The sequence below is a fragment of the Bradyrhizobium stylosanthis genome (assembly GCF_001641335.1).
Classification (GTDB): Bacteria; Pseudomonadota; Alphaproteobacteria; order Rhizobiales; family Xanthobacteraceae; genus Bradyrhizobium; species Bradyrhizobium stylosanthis.
Genome location: NZ_LVEM01000001.1, coordinates 475,547 through 498,542, shown reverse-complemented (window position 1 = coordinate 498,542; position 22,996 = coordinate 475,547). Strand labels below are relative to the sequence as shown.

Here is a 22,996-nt window from a genome sequence, read left to right as displayed (position 1 = left end):
AATTCTGTTAGAAGCTCAGCCCGCTCTCACGTGCCGCGTCGGCGAGAGCCTTGACGCGCCCGTGGTAGAGGTAGCTGCCGCGATCGAACACGACTTCCTTGACGCCCTTCTCGGCGGCGCGCTCGGCCAGCAGCTTGCCGACCGCCTTCGCCGCATCGATGTCGGCGCCGGTCTTGCCGCCGTCGCGCATCAACTTCTCGAGCGAGGAAGCAGAGGCCAGCGTCTCGCCCTTCAGGTCGTCGATGACCTGGGCGTAGATGTGCTTGGACGAGCGGAACACCGACAGACGGGGACGGCCACCACCGGAGCGGCGCAGCTTCAGCCGCACACTCCGCTTGCGCCGGGCATTCGTAACCTTGGCTTTGGACATGACCGGCTCCGTTACTTCTTCTTGCCTTCCTTGCGGAAGATGAATTCGCCCACATACTTCACGCCCTTGCCCTTGTAGGGCTCCGGCGGACGGTAGGCGCGGATCTCGGCGGCGACCTGGCCGACGCGCTGGATGTCGCTGCCGGTGACCGTGATCTCGGTGGGCTTCGGCACGGTGATCGTGATCCCTTCCGGGATCGTATAGATCACGTCGTGGCTGTAACCGAGCGCGAGCTGCAGGTTCTTGCCCTGCATCGCGGCGCGGTAACCGACGCCGGTGATTTCGAGCTTCTTCTCAAAGCCCTTGGTGACGCCTTCGACCAGATTCGCGACCTGGGCGCGAGCGGTACCGTACAGGGCGCGCGCGCGGTTGGTCTCGGCGCGCGGCTTGACCTTGACCTGGCCGTTCTCGAGCTTCACCTCGACGTCGTCGTGGACGACGAACTGAAGCTGGCCCTTCGGCCCCTTCATCTTGACGGTCTGCCCATCGACGGTCGCGGTCACACCCGACGGAACCGCCACAGGCCTTTTGCCAACTCGTGACATGGATGAAAAATCCTTCTCAGAACACCGTGAAGAGGACTTCACCGCCCACATTCGCGTCGCGCGCGCTGTGGTCGGCCATGATCCCCTTCGGCGTCGACAACACCGAAATGCCGAGCCCGTTGTTGACCCGCGGCAGGTTCTTCACCGAGGCGTAGACGCGACGCCCGGGCTTGGAGACACGTTCGATCTCGCGGATGACGGGCTCGCCGTCGAAATACTTCAGCTCGATCTCGATCTCGCTGCGGCCCGAGGAGTGCTCGAGCGTGGCGTAACCGCGGATGTAGCCCTCGGTCTTCAGCACCTCGAGCACGTTCTCGCGCATCTTCGAACCAGGCGTGGAGACCTTGGTCTTGGAGCGCATCTGCGCGTTGCGGATGCGGGTGATCAGATCGCTGATTGGATCGTGCGTAGACATCTAAACGACCCTCCTTACCAGCTGGACTTCACGAGGCCCGGGACCATGCCCTTGGAGCCAAGGTCGCGCAGCGCGATACGGGACAGCTTGTTCTTGCGATAGTTCGAGCGCGGGCGGCCCGACAGCTCGCAACGCAGGCGGATGCGGGTCGCCGACGAGTTGCGCGGCATTTCGGCCAGCTTCAGCGTCGCAGCGAAACGCTCTTCCATCGGCAGCTTCTTGTCGGCGATGATCGCCTTCAACCGCTCGCGCTTGGCGGCGGCGTTCTTCACCATCCGCTTGCGCCGGTTGTTCTTCTCGACTGAACTCTTCTTTGCCATGCTTGGCTCCTGGGTATCCGCGTTTGAGAGGCTTTAGGTCAGCGTCTCACTGCCGGAACGGGAAATTGAAAGCGGTCAACAAGGCCCTCGCCTCTTCGTCGGTCTTGGCCGTGGTGCAGACGGTGATGTCCATACCGCGGGCTTCCGTGACCTTGTCGAAGTCGATCTCGGGGAAAATGATGTGCTCCTTGATGCCGAGCGAGTAGTTGCCGCGGCCGTCAAAGCTCTTCGGGTTCAGGCCGCGGAAGTCGCGGACACGCGGCAGAGCGACCGTCACCAGGCGATCGATGAACTCGTACATGCGGGCCTTGCGCAGCGTGACCTTGCAGCCGATCGGCTGGTTCTCACGCAGCTTGAAGGTCGCGATCGCGATACGCGAGTAGGTCACGATCGCCTTCTGGCCGGCGATCTGGGTCAGCTCGGCAGCGGCGGTCTCGGCCTTCTTGCGGTCGTTGACGCTGTCGCCAACGCCCATGTTCAGCACGACCTTGTCCAGGCGCGGAACCTGCATCACGTTCTCATAACCAAACTTCTCGGTCATGGCGGTGCGGATCTTCGCATCGTATTCCGCGCGCAGGCGCGGGGTGTAAGCGGCCTCAGCCATCGATCTCAGCTCCCGAGCTCTTGGCGATGCGGACCTTCTTGCCGTCCGCCAGAATCTTGAATCCGACGCGGGTCGGCTTTCCGTCCTTGCCGACATACGCGATGTTGGACAGTTGGATCGGCGACTCCTTCGAGATGATGCCGCCCTCCTGGGCCTGCGTCTGCTTCTGGTGACGCTTGACCATGTTGATGCCGCGCACCAGCGCGGTGCCGGCGTCGGGACGAACCTCGAACACTTCGCCGGTGCGGCCCTTGTCGCGGCCGGTCAGCACGACGACCTTGTCGCCCTTGCGGATCTTCGCAGCCATCACAGCACCTCCGGCGCGAGCGAAATGATCTTCATGTGGTTCTTCGCACGCAGCTCGCGCGGCACGGGCCCGAAGATACGGGTGCCGACCGGCTCGGACTGGTTGTTGATCAGAACGGCGGCGTTGCGGTCGAAGCGGATGACCGAACCGTCGGCGCGGCGGATGTCCTTGCGGACGCGCACCACGACGGCCTTCATCACGTCGCCCTTCTTCACCTTGCCACGCGGAATCGCTTCCTTGATCGAGACGACGATGACGTCGCCGATCGTGGCGTAGCGGCGCTTGGAGCCTCCGAGCACCTTGATACACATGACACGGCGTGCGCCAGAATTGTCGGCCACGTCGAGGTTGGTCTGCATCTGAATCATTGATGCACCTCGTCCTCTTTCTCTTTGCGCCAGCCCAGCCGGCGCTCAACATTTCCCTGAAGTCAGTCGGCTAAAGCCAACAGATCAGGCGCTTTTCTTGTGTTCGCCCCGGATCACGACCCAGCGCTTCAACTTCGAAATCGGCTTCGATTCCTCGATCCACACCATGTCACCCGGCTTGAACTGGTTGTCCTCGTCGTGCGCGTGGTAGTTCTTCGAACGGCGGATCGTCTTCTTGTAGATCGGATGCGTGAAGCGGCGGTCAACGCGCACCACGACGGTCTTGGCAGTCTTGTCGCTGACGACCACGCCTTGCAAAGTACGTTTCGGCATCTTCGTAAGCCCCTTACTTCTTCTTCGCGCGCGTCTGCGCGGCGACGGTCTTGATCCGGGCGATGTCGCGGCGAGCCTCGCGCAGGCGCGAGGTGTTCTCGAGCTGCCCGGTGGCGCGCTGGAAGCGCAGGTTGAAGCGCTCCTTCTTCAGGTTCAGGATGGCGTCATCCTGCTGGTCGGGGCTCATCGCGCGGATGTCTTCGATCTTCATCTGGGCCATGGCCATTACTCCGCAATGCGCTCGACGAAGCGCGTCTTGATCGGCAGCTTGGCGGCCGCCAGGGTCAGCGCCTCGCGCGCGGTCTGGGTGTTGACGCCGTCGATCTCGAACAGCACCCGGCCCGGCTTGACGCGCGCCACCCACAATTCCGGCGAGCCCTTGCCGGAGCCCATGCGGACTTCGGCCGGCTTCTTCGACACCGGAACGTCGGGGAACACGCGGATCCAGACGCGGCCGGCGCGCTTCATGTGGCGGGTCAGCGCGCGGCGAGCGGCTTCGATCTGGCGCGCGGTGACGCGCTCAGGCTCGGTCGCCTTCAGGCCGTACTGGCCGAACGCCAACGTCGCGCCCGAAGACGCAACGCCGTGGATGCGGCCCTTATGCGCCTTCCGGAACTTCGTTTTCTTAGGTTGCATCATGGCTTTAAGCCCTCAAATTCTCAGTGCGGATCAGGCCGCAGCGTTGTCACGGCGCCCACGGCCACCGCGATCACCACCGCCGCTGGTCTCGCCTTCGGCCATTCTCTTGTCCTGGGCCATCGGATCGTGCTCGAGGATCTCGCCCTTGAAGATCCAGACCTTGACGCCGCAGGTGCCGAAGGTCGTGAACGCGGTCGCAACGCCGTAGTCGATGTCGGCGCGCAGCGTGTGCAGCGGCACGCGACCTTCGCGATACCACTCCATGCGCGCGATTTCCGCACCGCCCAGACGACCCGAGCAGTTGATACGGATGCCTTCCGCGCCGAGACGCATCGCCGACTGCACGGCGCGCTTCATGGCACGGCGGAACGCCACGCGGCGCTCCAGCTGCTGGGCGATCGATTCCGCCACCAGCGTCGCATCGAGCTCCGGCTTGCGGATCTCGACGATGTTGATGACGACGTCGGACGAGGTGATGTCCGCGACGCGCTTGCGCAGCTTGTCGATGTCGGCGCCCTTCTTGCCGATCACCACGCCCGGACGAGCCGAGTGGATGGTGACGCGGCACTTCTTGTGCGGACGCTCGATCACGATGCGGGCGACGGCCGCCTGCTTGAGCTCCTTGTGCAGGATCTCACGGATCTTGACGTCCTCGTGCAGCAGCTTGCCGTATTCCTGCTTGCCAGCGAACCAGCGGGAATCCCAGGTCCGGTTGATGCCGAGACGCAGACCGATCGGATTGATCTTTTGACCCATCGTGTTCTCCTGCGTCCCTTAAGCCGCTGCTTCGGCTTCGACCTGACGAACGATGATCGTCAGCTGCGAAAATGGTTTGTAGACCCGGCCCGAGCGGCCACGGCCGCGGGCGGCAAAGCGCTTCATCACGAGGCCGTTGCCGACGAAGGCCTGCGCCACGACGAGATCGTCGACGTCGAGGTCGTGGTTGTTCTCGGCGTTGGCAATAGCCGATTCCAGGCACTTCTTCACGTCAACCGCGATCCGCTTGCGCGAAAACTGCAGGTCGGCGAGCGCGGCAGACGCCTTCCGGCCGCGAATGAGCTGGGCGACCAGGTTGAGCTTCTGCGGGCTCACCCGCAGCATCCGGGCGACCGCCTTGGCCTCGTTCTCGGCGAGGCTCCGTTCGCGCTTAGGTTTGCTCATCGTTTAATCCTCAAGCCTTCTTGGCTTTCTTGTCGCCGGAGTGGCCATGGAAGGTCCGGGTCGGCGAGAACTCGCCGAACTTGTGACCGACCATTTCCTCGTTGACGGCCACCGGCACGTGCTTCTGACCGTTGTAAACGCCGAAGGTCAGGCCGACGAACTGCGGCAGGATCGTCGAGCGACGGCTCCAGATCTTGATGACGTCGTGACGGCCGGACGCGCGGGCAGCATCTGCCTTCTTGAGCAGAGAACCCTCGACGAACGGGCCTTTCCAGACTGAACGAACCATGTCCGTCGTTCCTTACTTCTTCCGCTTGTGGCGGCTTAGGAGAATGAATTTGTTGGTCGACTTGTTGGAGCGGGTCTTCTTGCCCTTGGTCGGCTTGCCCCACGGGGTGACCGGGTGGCGGCCGCCCGAGGTACGACCTTCACCACCGCCGTGCGGATGGTCGATCGGGTTCATCGAAACACCGCGGTTGTGCGGCTTGCGGCCCAGCCAACGGTTACGGCCGGCCTTGCCGATCGAGGTGTTCATGTGATCCGGATTCGACACCGCGCCGATCGTGCCGCGGCAACGGCCGTGCACCAGACGCTGCTCGCCCGAGTTCAGGCGGATGATCACGTAGTCCTGGTCGCGGCCGACGAGCTGAGCATAGGTGCCAGCGGAACGAGCGAGCTGGCCGCCCTTCCCGATCTTGACCTCGATGTTGTGGATGATCGTGCCGACCGGCATGTTGCCGAGCGGCATGACGTTGCCCGGCTTCACGTCGACGTAGTTGCCGGCGACAATGGTGTCGCCCACGGCCAGGCGCTGCGGCGCCAGGATATAGGCCTGCTCGCCGTCCTGATACTTGATCAGCGCGATGAACGCGGTGCGGTTCGGATCATATTCCAGCCGCTCGACCGTCGCGGGCGCATCGACCCTGTCGCGCTTGAAGTCGACGATGCGCAGGGTCTGCTTGTGACCGCCGCCACGGAAACGCACGGTGATGCGGCCGGTGTTGTTGCGGCCGCCCGAGGAGTGCTTGCCCTCGGTGAGCGCCTTGACCGGCTTGCCCTTGTACAGGGCCGAACGATCGACCATGACCAGCTGGCGCTGGCCCGGCGTCGTGGGATTGAATGTCTTCAGTGCCATCGTCGTACGACCTTACAGACCGGTGGTCACGTCGATCCGATGACCCTCTTCGAGGGTCACGATCGCGCGCTTGGAGTTCGACTGCGAGCCGAGATTGCCGCGGAAGACCTTGGTCTTGCCCTTGCGGACCAGCGTGTTGACGCTCTTGACCTTGACGTCGAACAGCTTCTCGATCGCTTCCTTGATCTGCGGCTTGGTCGCCTTGGCGGCCACCTTGAACAGCACCTTGTTGTGCTCCGAGGCGATCGTGGCCTTTTCGGTCACGACCGGCGACAGGATCACGTCGTAGTGGCGAGGCTCGATGTTCTTGCTCATTTGAAGCGCGCCTCCAGCGCATCGATGGCGGCCTTGGTCAGAACGAGCTTCTGACGGCGCAGGATGTCATAGACGTTGATGCCCTGGATCGGCAGCACGTCCATGTTCGGGATGTTGCGGGCTGCAGCGGCGAAGCCGTTGTTGAGCTCGGCACCGTCGATGATCAGCGCGTTGGTGAGCCCCAGACCCGAGAAGTGACCGAGCAGCGCCTTGGTCTTGGCGGCTTCCAGAGCCGCCTTGTCGATCACGAGCAGATCGCCGTCCTTGGCCTTCGCCGAGAGAGCGTGCTTGAGAGCGAGCGCGCGGACCTTCTTCGGCAGGTCGGTGGCGTGCGAACGCACCACCGGGCCGAAGGCACGGCCACCGCCACGGAACTGCGGCACGCGGGCCGAGCCGTGACGAGCACCGCCGGTGCCCTTCTGCTTGTACATCTTCTTGCCGGTACGCCAGATCTCGGCGCGGCCCTTGGCCTTGTGGGTGCCGGCCTGACGCTTGTTGAGCTGCCACTGCACGCAGCGTGCAATGATGTCCTGGCGCGGCTCGAGACCGAAAATGGCGTCGGAGAGCTGGACGGAGCCGGCTTCCTTACCTTCGAGGGTGGTGACCTTCAGTTCCATCTCACGCCTCCTGCGCAGCCGGAGCGGCGTCAGCGTCGCCAGCAACCTTGAACTTGCCGGGCTTCGGAGCGTCCTTCGGCAGCGGCTTCTTGACGGCGTCACGCACGCGGATCCAGCCGCCCTTGGAGCCGGGAACGGCGCCTTCGACGAGGATCAGGCCGCGCTCGACGTCGAGCTGAACGACGCGGAGGTTGAGCGTGGTGATGCGGTCGACACCCATGTGGCCGGGCATCTTCTTGTTCTTCCAGGTCTTGCCGGGGTCCTGACGGCCACCGGTCGAACCGATCGAACGGTGCGAGATCGACACACCGTGCGTGGCGCGCAGACCGCCGAAGTTCCAGCGCTTCATACCGCCGGCGAAGCCCTTACCGACCGAGGTGCCGGTGACGTCGACGAACTGGCCGACGACGAAGTGGTCGGCCTGGATCTCGGCGCCGACCGGGATCATGGCGTCCGCGGTGACGCGGAACTCCTCGACCCGGCGCTTCGGCTCGACCTTGGCGACCGCGAACTGGCCGCGCTCGGCCTTGGGCATGTAAACGGTCTTGCGGCTGCCCGAACCGAGCTGGAGCGCGACGTAACCGTTCTTCTCTTCAGTGCGGTGGCCTACGACCTGGCAATTGCCGAGCTTCAGCACGGTCACGGGGATATGTTCGCCGGCCTCCGTAAAGACCCGCGTCATCCCGACCTTTTGTGCGATCACTCCGGAGCGCATCGGCTTGCTTCCTGTTCTCTTTGTCCGCTTTCGCGAACGGGATCCAAAATCTTAGAGCTTGATCTCGACGTCGACACCGGCGGCCAGGTCGAGCTTCATCAAAGCATCGACGGTCTGCGGGGTCGGATCGACGATGTCGAGCAGGCGCTTGTGGGTGCGCATCTCGAACTGTTCGCGGCTCTTCTTGTCGACGTGGGGCGAACGGTTGACGGTGAACTTCTCGATGCGGGTGGGCAGCGGAATGGGTCCGCGGACCTGCGCGCCGGTGCGCTTCGCCGTGTTCACGATCTCACGGGTCGACGTATCGAGGATACGATGGTCGAACGCCTTGAGACGGATACGAATGTTTTGGCCGTTCATTGCCGTGGTCTCTCTTCAGTGGGTGGCGAATAGCGAATAGCGAATGTCACCATTCGCTACTCGCCGTCCCTTTTCTCGTAATTACTCGATGATCGAGGCGACGACGCCGGCGCCGACGGTGCGGCCGCCTTCGCGGATCGCGAAGCGGAGCTTCTCTTCCATCGCGATCGGCACGATCAGGTGCACTTCCATCGCGATGTTGTCGCCCGGCATCACCATCTCGGTGCCTTCCGGCAGGTGCACGACACCGGTCACGTCGGTGGTGCGGAAGTAGAACTGCGGACGGTAGTTGGTGAAGAACGGGGTGTGGCGACCGCCCTCTTCCTTGGTGAGGATGTAAGCCTCAGCCTTGAACTTGGTGTGCGGCTTGACCGAACCCGGCTTGCACAGCACCTGGCCGCGCTCGACGTCTTCGCGCTTGGTGCCGCGGAGCAGCGCACCGATGTTGTCGCCGGCCTGGCCCTGATCGAGCAGCTTGCGGAACATTTCGACGCCGGTGACGGTCGTCTTCTGGGTGGCGCGGAGACCGACGATCTCGATTTCCTCGCCGACCTTGACGATGCCGCGCTCGACACGGCCGGTCACGACGGTGCCGCGGCCCGAGATCGAGAACACGTCTTCAACCGGCATCAGGAACGGCTGGTCGATCGGACGCTCCGGCTGCGGGATGTACTCGTCGACGTTCTTCATCAGCTCGAGGATGGCGTCGTGGCCGAGCTTCTTGTCGGAATCTTCGAGAGCGGCCAGAGCCGAACCCTTGATGATCGGGATCTTGTCGCCCGGGAAGTCGTACTTCGAGAGCAGCTCGCGGACTTCGAGCTCGACGAGCTCGAGCAGTTCCGGATCGTCGACCATGTCGCACTTGTTGAGGAACACGACGAGCGCGGGCACGCCGACCTGGCGGGCGAGCAGGATGTGCTCGCGGGTCTGCGGCATCGGGCCGTCAGCGGCCGACACGACCAGGATCGCGCCGTCCATCTGGGCAGCGCCGGTGATCATGTTCTTCACGTAGTCGGCGTGGCCGGGGCAGTCGACGTGCGCGTAGTGGCGGTTCGGCGTCTCGTACTCGACGTGCGCGGTCGAAATGGTGATGCCGCGGGCCTTCTCTTCCGGCGCCTTGTCGATCTGGTCGTACGCGGTGAACGTCGCACCGCCGGCTTCGGCGAGAACCTTGGTGATCGCCGCGGTCAGCGACGTCTTGCCATGGTCGACGTGACCGATGGTGCCGATGTTGCAGTGCGGCTTGTTACGTTCAAACTTTGCTTTGGCCATTTGACTCTCCGTTCAATCGTCAGCTTTCAACCGACGACAATCAGGCAAACTTCTTCTGGACTTCTGCCGACACGTTGGCCGGCGCTTCTGCGTAGTGGTCGAACTGCATGGTGAAGGTCGCGCGACCCTGGCTCATCGAGCGCAGGTTGTTCACGTAACCGAACATGTTCATGAGCGGCACCATCGCGTTGATGACGTTGGCGTTGCCGCGCATGTCCTGACCCTGGATCTGACCGCGCCGGGAGTTCAGGTCGCCGATGACCGAGCCGGTGTAGTCTTCCGGGGTCACCACTTCGACCTTCATGATCGGCTCGAGCAGGACGGACTTGCCCTTCGTCAGCGCCTCGCGGAATGCCGCGCGCGATGCGATTTCGAAGGCGAGCGCCGACGAGTCGACGTCGTGATACTTACCGTCGACCAGCGAGACCTTGACGTCGACCACGGGGAAGCCCGCGACCACGCCAGAGCTCATCACGCTGTTGAGGCCCTTTTCGACGCCGGGGATGTATTCCTTCGGAACCGCACCGCCGACGATCTTGGACTCGAACTCGTAGCCCTTGCCGGGCTCGTTCGGCTCGACCACGATCGACACTTCCGCGAACTGACCGGTACCGCCGGTCTGCTTCTTGTGGGTGTACTTGACCTCGGCCTTCTTGGTGACGCGCTCACGGAACGCAACCTGCGGCGCGCCGATGTTGGCGTCGACCTTGTAGGTGCGCTTGAGGATGTCGACCTTGATGTCGAGATGGAGTTCGCCCATGCCCTTGAGGATGGTCTGGCCGGACTCCTGGTCGGTCGAGACGCGGAAGGACGGATCCTCCGCGGCGAGCTTGGCCAGCGCCACGCCCAGCTTTTCCTGGTCGGCCTTGGACTTCGGCTCGATCGCGATCTCGATGACCGGCTCGGGGAATTCCATCTTCTCCAGGATCACCTGCTTGTCGGGATCGCACAGCGTGTCACCGGTGCGCGCTTCCTTCAGGCCGGCCAGCGCGACGATGTCGCCGGCATAGGCTTCCTTGATGTCTTCGCGGTTGTTCGCATGCATCAGCAGCATGCGCCCGATGCGCTCCTTCTTCTCGCGGGTCGAGTTCACGACGCCGGTGCCGCTCTGGAGAACGCCGGAGTAGATGCGGCAGAAGGTGATGGTGCCGACGAACGGATCGTCCATGATCTTGAACGCGAGCAGAGCCAGCGGCTCCTTGTCGTCCGCCTTGCGCACGACTTCGTTGCCGAGATCGTCGGTACCCTTGATCGCAGGCACGTCGATCGGCGACGGCAGATAGTCGACGACGGCGTCGAGCAGCGGCTGCACGCCCTTGTTCTTGAAGGCCGAACCGCACAGCACGGGATAGAACGCGCCGGTCAGCACCGCCTTGCGGATCAACCGCTTCAGCGTCTCTTCATCCGGCTCCTTGCCGTCGAGGTAGGCGGCCATGGCGTCGTCGTCGAGCTCGACGGCGGCTTCCACCATCTTCTCGCGGTATTCCTTGGCCTGCTCGACCAGATCTTCCGGGATGTCGACATAGTCGAACTTCGCGCCGAGCGACTCGTCGTTCCAGATGATGCCCTGCATCTTCACGAGGTCGACGAGACCCTTGAAGTTGTTCTCGGCACCGATCGGAAGCTGGATCGCGATCGGCTTGGCGCCGAGGCGGTCGACGATGTCGGCCAGGCACTTGAAGAAGTCGGCGCCGGTCTTGTCCATCTTGTTGGCGAAGACGATGCGCGGAACCTTGTACTTGTCGCCCTGGCGCCAGACCGTCTCGGTCTGGGGTTCGACACCCTGGTTGGAGTCGAGCACGCAGACGGCGCCGTCGAGCACGCGCAGCGAACGCTCGACTTCGATGGTGAAGTCGACGTGGCCGGGGGTGTCGATGATGTTCAGGCGCTTGCCGGCCCAGAACGCGGTGGTCGCAGCCGAGGTGATCGTGATGCCACGCTCCTGCTCCTGCTCCATCCAGTCCATCGTCGCGGCACCTTCGTGCACTTCGCCGATCTTGTGGCTCTTGCCGGTGTAATAGAGGATGCGCTCGGTGGTCGTGGTCTTGCCGGCATCGATATGCGCCATGATACCGAAATTGCGGTAGTTCTCTATGGCATGAACGCGAGGCATGGGCTGTTCCTTAAATTCCGTGTGTCGCCGTTACCAGCGATAGTGCGAGAAGGCGCGGTTGGCTTCCGCCATCCGGTGCACGTCTTCACGCTTCTTGACGGCGTTGCCACGGTTGTTCGAGGCGTCGAGGAGCTCGGCCGAGAGGCGCTCGGTCATGGTCTTCTCGTTGCGCTCGCGCGCGGCCGAGATCAGCCAGCGAATGCCCAGAGCCTGACGGCGGGTCGAACGAACCTCGACCGGAACCTGGTAGGTCGCGCCACCGACGCGGCGGGAGCGCACTTCGATCGTCGGCATGACGTTCTCGAGTGCCTGCTCGAACACGCCGAGCGGGTTCTGCTTGGTCTTGGATTCGATGATGCCGAACGCACCGTAGACGATGCCTTCCGCAACCGACTTCTTGCCGGCGTACATCACCGAGTTCATGAACTTGGTGACGATGATGTTCCCGAACTTCGGATCCGGGAGAACTTCGCGCTTTTCCGCTGAGTGGCGACGAGACATAGGCTTGGTTCCCGCTTACTTCGGACGCTTGGCGCCGTACTTCGAACGACGCTGCTTACGGTTCTTGACGCCCTGGGTATCCAGAACGCCGCGGAGGATGTGGTAGCGCACGCCGGGCAAGTCCTTGACGCGGCCGCCGCGGATCATGACCACCGAGTGCTCCTGGAGGTTATGGCCCTCGCCGGGGATGTAGCCGATCACCTCGAAGCCGTTGGTCAGGCGCACCTTGGCGACCTTACGAAGCGCCGAGTTCGGCTTCTTCGGGGTCGTGGTGTAGACGCGGGTGCAAACACCACGCTTCTGAGGCGACTGCTGCAGCGCCGGCACCTTCTTGCGCGACTTCTGCACTTCCCGCGGTTGAGCGATCAGCTGGTTGATCGTCGGCATCCTGGCCTTACCCTTTGTTATCGCAGCCCCTCACGGGCCTGCTGTCTTGCCGCAGCCCGTTACCGGGACCGCAAATTCTGTTCGAGCCACCCACTCGACGGGGCCGCCTCGCGCGGAACAATCCACACAAAGCGGAATTGCGCCATCCGCTCCATCAGGGAGCAGAAAGCGCTTCGACGCCACAGAGGACCGCAGTATTGAAGCCGATCAGCGAAATCGCCGCGGCTCGCGCACTGAGGTCATGCATCCGAATTCGACCTCAAGAGAACGAGCTCAAGAGACCTAGAATCGCACTGGCATTGCCTAGCTATGATCGACAGCGTTTGAGCGGCATTCGTCGAGGTTGGTGCCCGCTTTAAAACGATCCCGGAGGATCTGACGGGTGGCCCGTTCCGACGCTGGCGATGCTCACCGCCTGTCGTAAGTGAGGCGCTTTCTATAAGTGAGAATCGGTCAAGTCAAGGTGAAACGACAGTCACAAAACGCTTCCCGCGCCTGTCGAAATCGAGGTTTACCGCTCTCACCGCGCCAACCCGATATGGCGATCCCTGCCCGGTTCCGCTACCCCAGCGACCTATTTATACCCGGGCAAAATATACTTTTATAACCCTTGCTAAGGCTTTTTTTCCTGTTGATGCGTCAATCTGCCGCCTTCGGCAGAGATTTGCATCATGCGCTACACCGACATTGCCATCATCGGCGGGGGATTGTCCGGCTCGACCGCCGCCGCGATGCTCGGCCGGGCCGGTATTTCGGCTGTGCTGATCGATCCGCATGAGAGCTATCCGGCGGACTTTCGAGTCGAAAAACTCAGCGGCGAGGTGCAGGTCGGCCGATTCCTGAAGACCGGAATCGCAGAATCGGTGCTGCGGCGCGCGACCTATTCCGGCGAGAACTGGATCGCGCGATTCGGCCATCTGCTCGACCGGTCGCCGAGCCGGCAGTTCAACATCCTCTACGATTCCCTCGTCAACGCCGTCCGCGACGAAATCCCGGGGGGTATCGAGCGCATCTGCGCCAAGGCCATCGCGGTCGAGACCGGCCCGGAGCGGCAGCGGATCACCCTCTCCAATGACGAGACCGTCTCCGCCCGCCTGGTCGTGCTCGCCAACGGCCTCAATGTCGGCCTGCGCCACCAGCTCGGCATCGCGCGAAAGGTCGTTAGCGCCTGCCATTCGATCTCGATCGGGTTCGACGTGGTCCCGGCCGGGCGGGATGCATTCGGCTTCCCGGCGCTGACCTATTTCTCGGAGCGGCCGGGCGATCGTATCCCCTACATCACGCTGTTTCCGATCGGCCCGCGCATGCGCGCCAATTTGTTCGTCTATCGCAGCTTCGACGATCCCTGGCTGCGCGAGCTGCGCCGCGCCCCGGCCGAGACGCTGCATGCCGCCCTGCCCCGGCTCAAGCGCATCACCGGCCCGTTCGACATTCCCGGCGAGCTGAAGATTCGCCCGGTCGATCTCTATGTGAACGAGGCGAGCGGCCAGCCGGGCCTCGTGCTGGTGGGCGATGCCTTCTCGACCTCCTGCCCCGTCGCCGGCACCGGCTGCGACAAGGTCTTCACCGACGTCGAGCGGCTCTGCAACGTCTACATCCCGCAATGGCTGTCCTCGGACGGGATGGACGCAGCCAAGATCGCCGCGTTCTACGCCGATCCGGTCAAGCGGGCCTGCGACGAATGGTCGGCGGCGAAGGCGTTCGACTTCCGCTCGGTTACGACCGGGACGAGCCCTTACTGGACGGCGCAGCGCTGGGCACGCTTCATCGCCTGGTCGGTTCAGGGATGGTTGAGACCGCTTGGAGGCGCTTTCGACCTGGAGCCGAACTTCCTCGGTCACTCCTCCTCGTCGTCGTCCTCGTCCTCATCATCCTCGAGGTCGTCTTCGTCCTCGTCGGCATCGTCGCTGTCGTCGTCGGCCTGAGCCGCCGCGCCGTGCGGCTGGTGGATCTGGTCGTTCCACAGCTTGCGATAGGTGCCGTTCAGGGCGAGCAGCTCGGCATGCGAGCCGCGCTCGATCGCCCTGCCCCCCGAGATCACGATGATCTCGTCCATCTCGACCACTGAGGTCAGGCGGTGGGTGGACCAGATCATGGTGCGGCCCTTGGCGACCTTTAGCAGCGTTCGGTTGATCGCGGCTTCCGTGGTCTGGTCCAGCGCCGAGGTGGCTTCATCCAGCAGCAGAACCGAGGGATTGCGGATGATCGCACGCGCGATCGCGATGCGCTGGCGCTGGCCGCCCGAGAGCGTGTCGCCGCGTTCGCCGACCGGCGTGTCGTAACGCTGCGGCAGGCTCATGATGTAGCGGTGGATCTCGGCCTTCTTGGCCGCCTCCTCCACCTCCGCGTCGGTCGCGCCTTCCTTGCCGAGCCGGATGTTCTCGCGGATCGACATGTTGAACAGCATGTTCTCCTGGAACACCACGGCCATGCTCCGCCGCAGCGAATCCAGCGTCACCTTGCGGACGTCGACACCGTCGATGGTGACGCGCCCCTCGTCGGGCACGTAGAGCCGCAGGATCAGGTTGAGCAGCGTGCTCTTGCCCGAGCCCGAGGGGCCGACGATGGCGATGCTCTTGCCGACGTTCAGCTTGAGGCTGAGATTGTCCAACACCGGTGTCTGGCTGCCCTCGTACTGGAACGTCACGCGATCGAACGTGATGTCGTGGGTGATGCGCGGCAGGTCGGGTGCGCCGGGGCGATCGGCGCCGCGTGTCGGCTCGTCGAGCAGCTCCTGGATGTGGCGGATCGCGGCGGCCGAGGAGATCGACACCGGGATGAAATGCATCACGTGGGCGATGTTGTAGGAGACTTCCCAGAACGCGCTCTCGAAGGTGACGAAGGTGCCGATCGTGATCTGGCCCTTGGTCGCCAGATACGCGCCGATCGCGAGCACCACCAAATGCAGCATCAGGACCGAGATCGTGACCGTCCGCTCCACCATGGTCGACAGGAACGCGGCCGAGGCGATCTTGTTGCGGGTCTCGTCGTTGCGGAAGGTGAAGAAGCCGAACATCTTGCGCTGCAGGCTGAACGCCTTGATCACGGCCTGCGCGCCGATGTTCTCCTGCACCATGCCGAGCAGCGCGGCTTCGTTCTGCTTCTGCTCGTAATTGGCCTGCACCGCCTTCGGGGTGAGGATGCGCGGGCCGATCAGCGTGATTGGGAACACCAGCAGCGCGACCGCGGCGAGCTGCCAGTTCAGGAATATCATCAGGATGATGCCGGCGATCAATTCCAGGAACGGCAGCGCCGCGCTGTTGGCGAAGGTCTTGACCGAGCCTTCGAACGCCGAGAGGTCGACCGAGAAGCGCGACAGGATCTCGCCGCGCTTGGTGCGACCGAAATAGGACGCCGGCAGGTTCTGGACGTGCTCGAACAGGCGCTTGCGAACGTCGGAGATGACGCAGGCGGCCAGCCTCGCATCCCAGCGCTCGTACCAGACAGCGACGATCGAGGTGAAGATGCCGGCGACCGCGAGCACGCCGAGGATCTTGTACAGCGCCTGGAAGTCCTCCTCGCCGAGCGCGTCGTCGATCAGGTACTTCAGGCTGAGCGGCATGATGACGTTGAACAGCGTCTCGACGATGACGCCGAACGCCACGAACGACAGCATCCGCTTGTAATTGGCGAGGACGGGTTTGACGAAACCCAGGATGGTCGCGAGTGCGCCGGCGGCCTCGCGCGCGGTAAAGACGACGAGGTCCTCGTCCTCATCGTCGTCATCAAGCTCCAGCTCGTCATCCTCCTCGTCGTCGTCGGCCTCGTCGTCTTCGAGGTCCGGCTTGGCGGGGGTGAGCTTGTCTTCGAGCTCGGCCGCTTCTTCCGCGGCGAGCTTCTGTTTGTCGGGCGGGAGGGGCTTGGACGCCATGAAACCAACCGATGCTGACGGCCGGCATGACCGCAGAGAAAGCAGGAAACAGCGGAAAACCGCTATCACACCGATTCTATGCGATCACGACGCATTCGGCAAAGCAATTGGCGAATTCACCCGGCCTTAAGGACTAGTCGTCGTCCTCGTCCTCGTCCTCGACCTTGTCGAAGAACGAATAGCGCAGGCTGTCCGCGTCGGCGTACCACTCGCCCGGGCCCTTGCCCGCGGCGAGCGTCGCCTCCCAGAGCGCATCGGCGCAGTCCTTGCGGTGCATCGACAGATCGAAGCCGTTGCCGAAGAACAGCTCGGACCATTCCCACCAGGTGCCGAGCTTCTTGACCCCGCGCAAGAGGTCGTAGCGGTCGATCACGACAGAAGCCATGTCCGAGGTGATCGAGCCGAACACGAGGCCGGTCTTGACCACGCGGTTGAGCTCGCGGATCGCGCGCACCACCTGCTTCGGGGAAACGTGGCAGAGACTGGTCTCGAACACGAAGTCGAACGCGCCGTCCTTGAACGGCATGTCGGTGATGGAGCCGAGCTTGTTGTACTTCTTCAGCGCCTTCGGCGTCTTGGCGTGGATCGCGCGGTTGTTCTCGATGCCCCAGGCATCGATGCCGCGATCGCGCAGCGCGCCAACCAGCTCACCGCTGGCCGAGCCGGCGACCAGGAGCTTCGAGCCCTTCGCCTTGCCCCAGACGATGCCGATCAGCTTTGTCAGGTAATCGGGATCGGTGAAGTGCTGCCACACTTCGCTGTAAGGGCCGAGGCCGCGATAGTTGTCGAAATAGTCGCGGTCGATCTTGTCCGAGATCGGCTCACCATTGTCCTGCGCGCGCTCGCGGCGCAGGCGCATCATCTCGGTGAGGATGATGTCGGTCGCAGCGTCCGAGGAGTCGAGCAGGCCGTTCAGCGTGGAGTCGAACAGGTAGTCGCCGACCACCACGATGCCGGGATGTTCCTTCGGCTCGGGCCGGTGATTGGTCATGACGTCGCGCACGGGCAGACCGCCCGGTATAGCGTTCACCGAGGACAGCCAGCGATGGATCTTGCCTTCCATGAAATGCGCGCGGGCATCACCGAGCGAGGCCGGCAGCGATTTCAGCGCGGCGTCGATCAGCTCCTGGTCCGACAGATTGGCGAAGGCCAGCGCGTCGGAGCCGGGAATGAGCCAGTTCAGGACGCCGTGCTTGCCGACGTCGTGGCGCGCGCCCTCGTTGTAGACGCAGCAACCGCCGAAGGCTTCCGACATGAACCAGGCGCCCGGAATCTTCTCGCCCCAGAACGGGGAGTCGAACAGGATCGAGACGCGCAGATAGTGCGCCGGACGGTCGAAATACGAGACGTGCTTGACCATCGACTTGCGCAGCTGCTCGCCCTCCCACCCCATGGTGGCGAGCCAGGAATGCGGCAGGCAGACCAGCACGAGATCGAAGTCGCGCGTCTCCGGCCCCTTGCCGTTCATCATCTTGAGCTGATAGCGGCCGGTCGGCGCCTTGCCGACGGTGAGCACGCGATGATTGAGCTGAATGTCGGCGTTCACTTCCGACTGCAGGCACTCGATCAGCTGCTCGTTGCCGTTCTGGATGGAATAGAGGCCGATATAGCCGTCGACGTCCATCAGGTAGTTCTTGAGCGCGTTGAGGCCGTTGGTGTTGTGGCTCTCGGTCGCGATGTCCGAGCGCGCCATCACCTTGAAGAAGCGCTTTGCGGTCTCGTCCTCGACCTCCTCGTCGAGCACCTGCTCGGCGGTCTTGTAGGCCCAGGGATTCTCGTTGTCGTGCGCGCCGACGCCCTCGTAATACTCGATCGGCGACATCACCTCGGCACAGCGCTTGCGGAAGGCCTCGATCGCGGCCGCGGTCTTGGCGCCGTATTTGCGGCGCATGCCGGGCACGTCGTTGAGCAGCTCGCCGCCGAACTGCACCTGCTCGGCGTCCATCGGAATCGTCTGCAGGCCGAAATGCTGGATCAGCTCGCGCAGCGGATCCGGACCCGTCATCGAGTAGTCGTAGATCTCGGCAACGCCGGCCTCGTACATCGCGGGCGCGGAATCGAATTTGCGGGTGACGATCTTGCCGCCGAGCCGGTCCGACGCCTCATAGATGGTGACGCGGCAGAGGTCGCCGAGCTTGCGCTTCAGATACCAGGCGCTCATCAGCCCGCCGGGGCCGCCGCCTACGATTGCGAGATCAAGCATATCCGTTCCGTGGTCTCCGGCCCTGCCCCCGTCACGGGATCCACCGGTCTAAGCTCTCCTAGCAGAAGCGCTTTTGCGCCTGAAGGAAAGATGAACAAAGGTCGATCCTGCATCGCAACAAGCAAACAAAGCAGCAAAAAGGCCGGCTTGCGCCGGCCTTTTCATTGTCCTCGGTATTCCTACGGATGAACGATCATTCCGCGGGCGGCAGCGCAGGAAGCTCCGCTTCCGGCGCGGGCGGCACGACGGACGCCTGCTTCTCGCGCTCGTCCAGGATCAGCTTGTCGCGCTTCATCGCGACTTCGCGGATCTTGGCCATGGAGGCGCCGGTGCCTGCCGGGATCAGCCGGCCGACGATGACGTTCTCCTTGAGGCCTTCGAGCGGATCGATCTTGCCGTTGACCGCCGCTTCCGTGAGGACGCGGGTGGTCTCCTGGAACGAGGCCGCCGAGAAGAACGAGCGGGTCTGCAGGCTCGCCTTGGTGATGCCGAGCAGAACCGGCGTTCCCGTGGCGGGCTTCTTGCCCTCTTCCTTGGCCTTCTCGTTCAGCGCGTCGAACTCGATCTTGTCGACCTGCTCGCCGGAGATCATGTCCGTGTCGCCCTGGTCGGTGACTTCCACCTTCTGGAGCATCTGACGGACAATCACCTCGATGTGCTTGTCGTTGATGAGCACGCCCTGGAGCCGGTAGACCTCCTGGATTTCGTTGACCAGGTAGGCCGCGAGCTCCTCGATGCCCTTGACCGCAAGGATGTCGTGCGGCGCCGGGTTTCCTTCGACGATGAAGTCGCCCTTTTCGACGACGTCGCCGTCCTGAAGGTGGATGTGCTTGCCCTTCGGGATCAGGTACTCGCGCGGCTCCTCGGTCTTGTCCATCGGCTCGATCGAGATGCGACGCTTGTTCTTGTAGTCGCGTCCGAACCGGATGGTGCCCGCGATCTCGGCGATGATCGCCGCATCCTTCGGACGCCGTGCCTCGAACAGTTCCGCCACCCGCGGCAGACCGCCGGTGATGTCACGCGTCTTGGCGCTTTCGGTCGAGACACGGGCGAGAATGTCACCCGGGTTGACCTTGGCTCCGACGTCGACCGAGAGAATGGCGTCGACCGACAGCATGTAGCGGGCATCGCCGCCACGGGCGAGCTTGAGCACCTTGCCGTCCTTGCCCTTGACCACGATGGCCGGACGCAGGTCCGAGCCGCCGCGGGTCGAGCGCCAGTCGATGACCACGCGCTTGGCGATACCGGTCGCTTCGTCGAGCGTTTCCGAGATCGACTGCCCCTCGACCAGATCCTCGAAGCCGATCGTACCTTCGACTTCGGTGAGGAGCGGACGGGTGTAGGGATCCCACTCGACGACGCGCTGGCCGCGCTTGACCATGTCGCCTTCGTCGACGTGCAGGCGCGAACCGTACTGGACGCGGTGCGTCGCACGCTCGGTGCCGTCGGCATCGACGATCGCCACCACCATGTTGCGCACCATCGCGATCAGGTGACCTTCGCTGTTGCGGGCGATGGCCTTGTTCCGGATCACGATCTTGCCGTCGAAGTTGGCTTCGACGAAGGACTGCTCGTTGAGCTGCGCCGCACCGCCGATGTGGAAGGTGCGCATGGTGAGCTGGGTGCCCGGCTCGCCGATCGACTGCGCCGCGATGACGCCGACGGCTTCACCGTGGTTGACCGGCGTGCCGCGGGCGAGGTCGCGGCCGTAGCACTTGCCGCAGATGCCGTTGACGAGTTCGCAGGTCAGCGCCGAGCGGATCTTCACCTCCTGCACACCACCCTGCTGGATGGCGTCCAGATGGCTCTCTTCCATCAGCGTGTCGCGCTTGATGATCACCTTGCCGGAGCTGTCGCGGATGTCCTCGCAGGCCGTGCGTCCGAGGATGCGCGAGCCGAGCGAAGCCACCACGGTGCCGGCATCGACGATGGCGCGCATCTTGATGCCGAGCTTGGTGCCGCAGTCCGACTGCGTGATGATGCAGTCCTGCGCCACGTCGACCAGACGACGGGTCAGGTAGCCCGAGTTCGCGGTCTTCAACGCGGTATCCGCGAGGCCCTTACGGGCGCCGTGGGTCGAGTTGAAGTACTCGAGAACCGAGAGGCCTTCCTTGAAGTTCGAGATGATCGGCGTCTCGATGATCTCACCCGACGGCTTGGCCATCAGGCCGCGCATGCCGGCGAGCTGGCGCATCTGGGCCGGCGAACCGCGGGCACCGGAGTGAGCCATCATGTAGATCGAGTTGATGTCGGCATCGGCTCCGCTCGCCGTCTTCTTGGTGGCGGAGATCTCCTTCATCATCGCCTTGGCGATTTCTTCCGTGGCCTTCGACCAGGCGTCGACGACCTTGTTGTACTTCTCGCCATGGGTGATCAGGCCGTCGTTGTACTGCTGCTCGAAATCCTTCGCCAGCGTACGGGTGGTGTCGACGATCTTCCACTTGCCGTGCGGCACGACCATGTCGTCCTTGCCGAACGAGATACCGGCCTTGAACGCGTTGTAGAAGCCGAGCGCCATGATGCGGTCGCAGAAGATCACCGTCTCCTTCTGACCGCAGTGACGGTAGACCTGGTCGATGACGCCCGAGATCTCGCGCTTGGTCATCAGCTTGTTGATGATCTCGTACGTGATCCGCGGGTTCTTCGGCAGCAGGTTGCCGAGCATGACACGGCCGGCGGTGGTCTCGATCCAGCGCGTCGAGACCTTGCCGGTCTCATCCATGCCCTGCCACCGGTACTTGATCTTGGTGTGGAGGTGGATGACCTTCGCGTGCAGGGCGTGCTCGAGCTCGGCCATCTCGCCGAAGATCTTGCCCTCACCGGGCAGGCCTTCGCGCATGATCGAGACGTAGTAGAGACCGAGCACGATGTCCTGCGACGGCACGATGATCGGCTGGCCGTTCGCGGGATGCAGGATGTTGTTGGTCGACATCATCAGGACGCGCGCTTCCAGCTGCGCTTCGAGCGACAGCGGGACGTGCACGGCCATCTGGTCGCCGTCGAAGTCGGCGTTGAACGCCGAGCAGACCAGCGGGTGAAGCTGGATCGCCTTGCCTTCGATCAGCACGGGCTCGAACGCCTGGATGCCGAGGCGATGCAGCGTCGGCGCGCGGTTCAGCAGCACCGGATGCTCGCGGATGACCTCGTCCAGGATGTCCCAGACCTCGGGCCGCTCCTTCTCGACCAGCTTCTTGGCCTGCTTCACCGTGGTGGACAGGCCCTTGGCGTCAAGCCGGGAGTAGATGAACGGCTTGAACAGCTCGAGCGCCATCTTCTTCGGCAGGCCGCACTGATGCAGGCGCAGCTCGGGACCGACCACGATCACCGAACGGCCCGAATAGTCGACGCGCTTGCCGAGCAGGTTCTGACGGAACCGGCCCTGCTTGCCCTTGAGCATGTCGGCGAGCGACTTCAGCGGGCGCTTGTTGGCACCCGTGATGACGCGGCCGCGGCGGCCGTTGTCGAACAGCGCATCGACCGCTTCCTGAAGCATGCGCTTCTCGTTGCGGATGATGATGTCGGGCGCGCGCAGCTCCATCAGCCGCTTCAAGCGGTTGTTGCGGTTGATGACGCGGCGGTAGAGGTCGTTGAGGTCCGAGGTCGCGAAGCGGCCGCCGTCGAGCGGCACCAGCGGACGCAGGTCCGGCGGAATCACCGGAACCACGGTCATGATCATCCATTCCGGCTTGTTGCCGGAGTGGCGGAACGCTTCGACGATCTTCAGGCGCTTGGCGAGCTTCTTGTGCTTGATGTCGGAGTCGGTCTCCTGCATCTCGACGCGCAAGCTGGCCTCGAGCTTCTCGAGGTCCATGCCCTTGAGCAGCTCGCGGATCGCCTCGGCGCCGATCATGGCGGTGAAGCTGTCCTGGCCGTACTCGTCCTGCGCCTTCAGGTACTCGTCTTCCGACAGCAGCTGACGGTCCTTCAGCGCGGTGAGGCCCGGCTCGAGCACGACGTAATATTCGAAGTAGAGGATCCGCTCGAGATCCTTCAGCGTCATGTCCAGCAGGAGGCCGATGCGCGAGGGCAGCGACTTCAGGAACCAGATGTGGGCGACGGGGGCTGCGAGCTCGATATGGCCCATGCGCTCGCGCCGGACGCGCGACAGCGTGACCTCGACCGAGCACTTCTCGCAGATGATGCCCTTGTACTTCATGCGCTTGTACTTGCCGCACAAGCACTCGTAGTCCTTGATCGGCCCGAAGATGCGGGCGCAGAACAGGCCGTCGCGCTCGGGCTTGAAGGTACGGTAGTTGATGGTCTCCGGCTTCTTGATCTCGCCGTAGGACCAGGACAGAATCTTCTCCGGGGACGCGATCGAGATGCGGATCTGGTCGAAGACCTGAGCCGGCGTCGTCGGATTGAAGAGATTCATAATTTCTTGGTTCATCGTCTTCTCCTCGCGGACCGGTCGCCTCCGGCCGCAAATTCGAAAATCATCTAGC

The 22,996-nt window shown here is 63.5% G+C and carries 26 protein-coding genes; 1 reads left to right on the top strand and 25 read right to left on the bottom strand.

The annotated features are described in order from the left end of the window. Positions 1-7 precede the first annotated feature (7 nt). The 22 genes from rplR to rpsL form a co-directional block, all read right to left on the bottom strand. Positions 8-370, bottom strand: coding sequence for a 50S ribosomal protein L18 (gene rplR, locus A7X65_RS02480; RefSeq protein WP_063682756.1), 363 nt, complete (start codon positions 368-370; stop codon positions 8-10). Between the two features lie 11 nt (positions 371-381). Beyond that, a complete protein-coding gene (gene rplF, locus A7X65_RS02475; protein WP_063682755.1) occupies positions 382-915 on the bottom strand; it encodes a 50S ribosomal protein L6 in 534 nt (177 codons plus the stop codon). Between the two features lie 16 nt (positions 916-931). Then, positions 932-1,330, bottom strand: coding sequence for a 30S ribosomal protein S8 (gene rpsH / locus A7X65_RS02470; protein ID WP_027554158.1), 399 nt, complete (start codon positions 1,328-1,330; stop codon positions 932-934). Between the two features lie 14 nt (positions 1,331-1,344). Beyond that, complete coding sequence (rpsN, locus tag A7X65_RS02465) at positions 1,345-1,650, bottom strand: 30S ribosomal protein S14 (RefSeq protein WP_018647251.1); 306 nt, start codon at positions 1,648-1,650, stop codon at positions 1,345-1,347. 46 nt (positions 1,651-1,696) lie between these two features. Then, positions 1,697-2,254 (bottom strand): 50S ribosomal protein L5, encoded by a 558-nt coding sequence (gene rplE, locus A7X65_RS02460; RefSeq protein ID WP_011088141.1) that lies wholly within the window; start codon positions 2,252-2,254, stop codon positions 1,697-1,699. After that, positions 2,247-2,561 (bottom strand): 50S ribosomal protein L24, encoded by a 315-nt coding sequence (gene rplX / locus A7X65_RS02455; protein ID WP_007603031.1) that lies wholly within the window; start codon positions 2,559-2,561, stop codon positions 2,247-2,249. The genes rplE and rplX overlap by 8 nt, the downstream gene beginning before the upstream one ends. Further along, positions 2,561-2,929, bottom strand: a complete 369-nt coding sequence (gene rplN / locus A7X65_RS02450) for a 50S ribosomal protein L14 (protein ID WP_063682754.1) — start codon at positions 2,927-2,929, stop codon at positions 2,561-2,563. The genes rplX and rplN overlap by 1 nt, the downstream gene beginning before the upstream one ends. 84 nt (positions 2,930-3,013) lie before the next feature. Continuing rightward, positions 3,014-3,262 carry a 30S ribosomal protein S17 gene (gene rpsQ, locus A7X65_RS02445; protein ID WP_008136346.1) on the bottom strand — a complete coding sequence of 83 codons (249 nt, stop codon included), beginning with the start codon at positions 3,260-3,262 and terminating at the stop codon, positions 3,014-3,016. Positions 3,263-3,275: 13 nt separating this feature from the next. Then, entirely contained in the window at positions 3,276-3,482 is a 207-nt protein-coding gene (rpmC, locus tag A7X65_RS02440) for a 50S ribosomal protein L29 (RefSeq protein WP_011088144.1), read from the bottom strand. A 5-nt stretch (positions 3,483-3,487) separates the two neighbouring features. Next, positions 3,488-3,901, bottom strand: coding sequence for a 50S ribosomal protein L16 (gene rplP, locus A7X65_RS02435; RefSeq protein ID WP_018647247.1), 414 nt, complete (start codon positions 3,899-3,901; stop codon positions 3,488-3,490). A 30-nt stretch (positions 3,902-3,931) separates the two neighbouring features. Continuing rightward, positions 3,932-4,657 carry a 30S ribosomal protein S3 gene (gene rpsC / locus A7X65_RS02430; protein ID WP_063682753.1) on the bottom strand — a complete coding sequence of 242 codons (726 nt, stop codon included), beginning with the start codon at positions 4,655-4,657 and terminating at the stop codon, positions 3,932-3,934. 18 nt (positions 4,658-4,675) lie between these two features. Further along, the gene (rplV, locus tag A7X65_RS02425; RefSeq protein WP_024342451.1) at positions 4,676-5,062 is read right to left on the bottom strand and encodes a 50S ribosomal protein L22; all 387 of its coding nucleotides are present in this window, start codon (positions 5,060-5,062) and stop codon (positions 4,676-4,678) included. 10 nt (positions 5,063-5,072) lie between these two features. Beyond that, a complete protein-coding gene (rpsS, locus tag A7X65_RS02420) occupies positions 5,073-5,351 on the bottom strand; it encodes a 30S ribosomal protein S19 (RefSeq protein WP_008136357.1) in 279 nt (92 codons plus the stop codon). A 12-nt stretch (positions 5,352-5,363) separates the two neighbouring features. Then, entirely contained in the window at positions 5,364-6,197 is an 834-nt protein-coding gene (gene rplB / locus A7X65_RS02415) for a 50S ribosomal protein L2 (protein ID WP_063682752.1), read from the bottom strand. Between the two features lie 12 nt (positions 6,198-6,209). After that, on the bottom strand, positions 6,210-6,512 hold the full coding sequence (locus tag A7X65_RS02410) for a 50S ribosomal protein L23 (protein WP_027564406.1): 303 nt from the start codon (positions 6,510-6,512) through the stop codon (positions 6,210-6,212). Further along, the gene (rplD, locus tag A7X65_RS02405; protein ID WP_011088150.1) at positions 6,509-7,129 is read right to left on the bottom strand and encodes a 50S ribosomal protein L4; all 621 of its coding nucleotides are present in this window, start codon (positions 7,127-7,129) and stop codon (positions 6,509-6,511) included. Before rplD ends, A7X65_RS02410 begins: the two co-directional genes overlap by 4 nt. A 1-nt stretch (position 7,130) precedes the next feature. Continuing rightward, positions 7,131-7,844, bottom strand: a complete 714-nt coding sequence (rplC, locus tag A7X65_RS02400; RefSeq protein WP_063682751.1) for a 50S ribosomal protein L3 — start codon at positions 7,842-7,844, stop codon at positions 7,131-7,133. Between the two features lie 51 nt (positions 7,845-7,895). Further along, positions 7,896-8,204, bottom strand: coding sequence for a 30S ribosomal protein S10 (gene rpsJ / locus A7X65_RS02395; RefSeq protein ID WP_002712302.1), 309 nt, complete (start codon positions 8,202-8,204; stop codon positions 7,896-7,898). Positions 8,205-8,285: 81 nt separating this feature from the next. After that, on the bottom strand, positions 8,286-9,476 hold the full coding sequence (tuf, locus tag A7X65_RS02390; RefSeq protein WP_008136415.1) for an elongation factor Tu: 1,191 nt from the start codon (positions 9,474-9,476) through the stop codon (positions 8,286-8,288). A gap of 40 nt (positions 9,477-9,516) precedes the next feature. Beyond that, positions 9,517-11,589: an elongation factor G gene (fusA, locus tag A7X65_RS02385; protein WP_063682750.1), complete on the bottom strand. Its 2,073-nt coding sequence runs from the start codon at positions 11,587-11,589 to the stop codon at positions 9,517-9,519. 30 nt (positions 11,590-11,619) lie between these two features. Next, positions 11,620-12,090: a 30S ribosomal protein S7 gene (gene rpsG, locus A7X65_RS02380; RefSeq protein ID WP_008136420.1), complete on the bottom strand. Its 471-nt coding sequence runs from the start codon at positions 12,088-12,090 to the stop codon at positions 11,620-11,622. A gap of 15 nt (positions 12,091-12,105) precedes the next feature. Further along, complete coding sequence (gene rpsL, locus A7X65_RS02375) at positions 12,106-12,477, bottom strand: 30S ribosomal protein S12 (RefSeq protein WP_007603006.1); 372 nt, start codon at positions 12,475-12,477, stop codon at positions 12,106-12,108. Between the two features lie 671 nt (positions 12,478-13,148). Here rpsL and A7X65_RS02370 point away from each other — a divergent pair. Beyond that, positions 13,149-14,402, top strand: coding sequence for an FAD-dependent oxidoreductase (locus tag A7X65_RS02370; RefSeq protein WP_063682749.1), 1,254 nt, complete (start codon positions 13,149-13,151; stop codon positions 14,400-14,402). Here the strand turns inward: A7X65_RS02370 and A7X65_RS02365 are convergent. The 3 genes from A7X65_RS02365 to rpoC all read right to left on the bottom strand — a co-directional run bounded on the left by A7X65_RS02365 (position 14,315) and on the right by rpoC (position 22,941). Beyond that, positions 14,315-16,348 carry an ABC transporter ATP-binding protein gene (locus A7X65_RS02365; protein ID WP_063682748.1) on the bottom strand — a complete coding sequence of 678 codons (2,034 nt, stop codon included), beginning with the start codon at positions 16,346-16,348 and terminating at the stop codon, positions 14,315-14,317. The two genes, A7X65_RS02370 and A7X65_RS02365, sit on opposite strands and share 88 nt — an antisense overlap. A 133-nt stretch (positions 16,349-16,481) precedes the next feature. Further along, positions 16,482-18,551, bottom strand: coding sequence for an FAD-dependent oxidoreductase (locus tag A7X65_RS02360; RefSeq protein WP_063682747.1), 2,070 nt, complete (start codon positions 18,549-18,551; stop codon positions 16,482-16,484). A 193-nt stretch (positions 18,552-18,744) separates the two neighbouring features. Further along, complete coding sequence (rpoC, locus tag A7X65_RS02355; protein ID WP_063682746.1) at positions 18,745-22,941, bottom strand: DNA-directed RNA polymerase subunit beta'; 4,197 nt, start codon at positions 22,939-22,941, stop codon at positions 18,745-18,747. Positions 22,942-22,996: the final 55 nt, after the last annotated feature.

Coding starts and splice junctions, on each gene's coding strand:
- rplR (WP_063682756.1), bottom strand. CDS start 370: ATGTCCAAAGCCAAGGTTACGAATGCCCGGCGCAAGCGGAGTGTGCGG.
- rplF (WP_063682755.1), bottom strand. CDS start 915: ATGTCACGAGTTGGCAAAAGGCCTGTGGCGGTTCCGTCGGGTGTGACC.
- rpsH (WP_027554158.1), bottom strand. CDS start 1,330: ATGTCTACGCACGATCCAATCAGCGATCTGATCACCCGCATCCGCAAC.
- rpsN (WP_018647251.1), bottom strand. CDS start 1,650: ATGGCAAAGAAGAGTTCAGTCGAGAAGAACAACCGGCGCAAGCGGATG.
- rplE (WP_011088141.1), bottom strand. CDS start 2,254: ATGGCTGAGGCCGCTTACACCCCGCGCCTGCGCGCGGAATACGATGCG.
- rplX (WP_007603031.1), bottom strand. CDS start 2,561: ATGGCTGCGAAGATCCGCAAGGGCGACAAGGTCGTCGTGCTGACCGGC.
- rplN (WP_063682754.1), bottom strand. CDS start 2,929: ATGATTCAGATGCAGACCAACCTCGACGTGGCCGACAATTCTGGCGCA.
- rpsQ (WP_008136346.1), bottom strand. CDS start 3,262: ATGCCGAAACGTACTTTGCAAGGCGTGGTCGTCAGCGACAAGACTGCC.
- rpmC (WP_011088144.1), bottom strand. CDS start 3,482: ATGGCCCAGATGAAGATCGAAGACATCCGCGCGATGAGCCCCGACCAG.
- rplP (WP_018647247.1), bottom strand. CDS start 3,901: ATGATGCAACCTAAGAAAACGAAGTTCCGGAAGGCGCATAAGGGCCGC.
- rpsC (WP_063682753.1), bottom strand. CDS start 4,657: ATGGGTCAAAAGATCAATCCGATCGGTCTGCGTCTCGGCATCAACCGG.
- rplV (WP_024342451.1), bottom strand. CDS start 5,062: ATGAGCAAACCTAAGCGCGAACGGAGCCTCGCCGAGAACGAGGCCAAG.
- rpsS (WP_008136357.1), bottom strand. CDS start 5,351: ATGGTTCGTTCAGTCTGGAAAGGCCCGTTCGTCGAGGGTTCTCTGCTC.
- rplB (WP_063682752.1), bottom strand. CDS start 6,197: ATGGCACTGAAGACATTCAATCCCACGACGCCGGGCCAGCGCCAGCTG.
- A7X65_RS02410 (WP_027564406.1), bottom strand. CDS start 6,512: ATGAGCAAGAACATCGAGCCTCGCCACTACGACGTGATCCTGTCGCCG.
- rplD (WP_011088150.1), bottom strand. CDS start 7,129: ATGGAACTGAAGGTCACCACCCTCGAAGGTAAGGAAGCCGGCTCCGTC.
- rplC (WP_063682751.1), bottom strand. CDS start 7,844: ATGCGCTCCGGAGTGATCGCACAAAAGGTCGGGATGACGCGGGTCTTT.
- rpsJ (WP_002712302.1), bottom strand. CDS start 8,204: ATGAACGGCCAAAACATTCGTATCCGTCTCAAGGCGTTCGACCATCGT.
- tuf (WP_008136415.1), bottom strand. CDS start 9,476: ATGGCCAAAGCAAAGTTTGAACGTAACAAGCCGCACTGCAACATCGGC.
- fusA (WP_063682750.1), bottom strand. CDS start 11,589: ATGCCTCGCGTTCATGCCATAGAGAACTACCGCAATTTCGGTATCATG.
- rpsG (WP_008136420.1), bottom strand. CDS start 12,090: ATGTCTCGTCGCCACTCAGCGGAAAAGCGCGAAGTTCTCCCGGATCCG.
- rpsL (WP_007603006.1), bottom strand. CDS start 12,477: ATGCCGACGATCAACCAGCTGATCGCTCAACCGCGGGAAGTGCAGAAG.
- A7X65_RS02370 (WP_063682749.1), top strand. CDS start 13,149: ATGCGCTACACCGACATTGCCATCATCGGCGGGGGATTGTCCGGCTCG.
- A7X65_RS02365 (WP_063682748.1), bottom strand. CDS start 16,348: ATGGCGTCCAAGCCCCTCCCGCCCGACAAACAGAAGCTCGCCGCGGAA.
- A7X65_RS02360 (WP_063682747.1), bottom strand. CDS start 18,551: ATGCTTGATCTCGCAATCGTAGGCGGCGGCCCCGGCGGGCTGATGAGC.
- rpoC (WP_063682746.1), bottom strand. CDS start 22,941: ATGAACCAAGAAATTATGAATCTCTTCAATCCGACGACGCCGGCTCAG.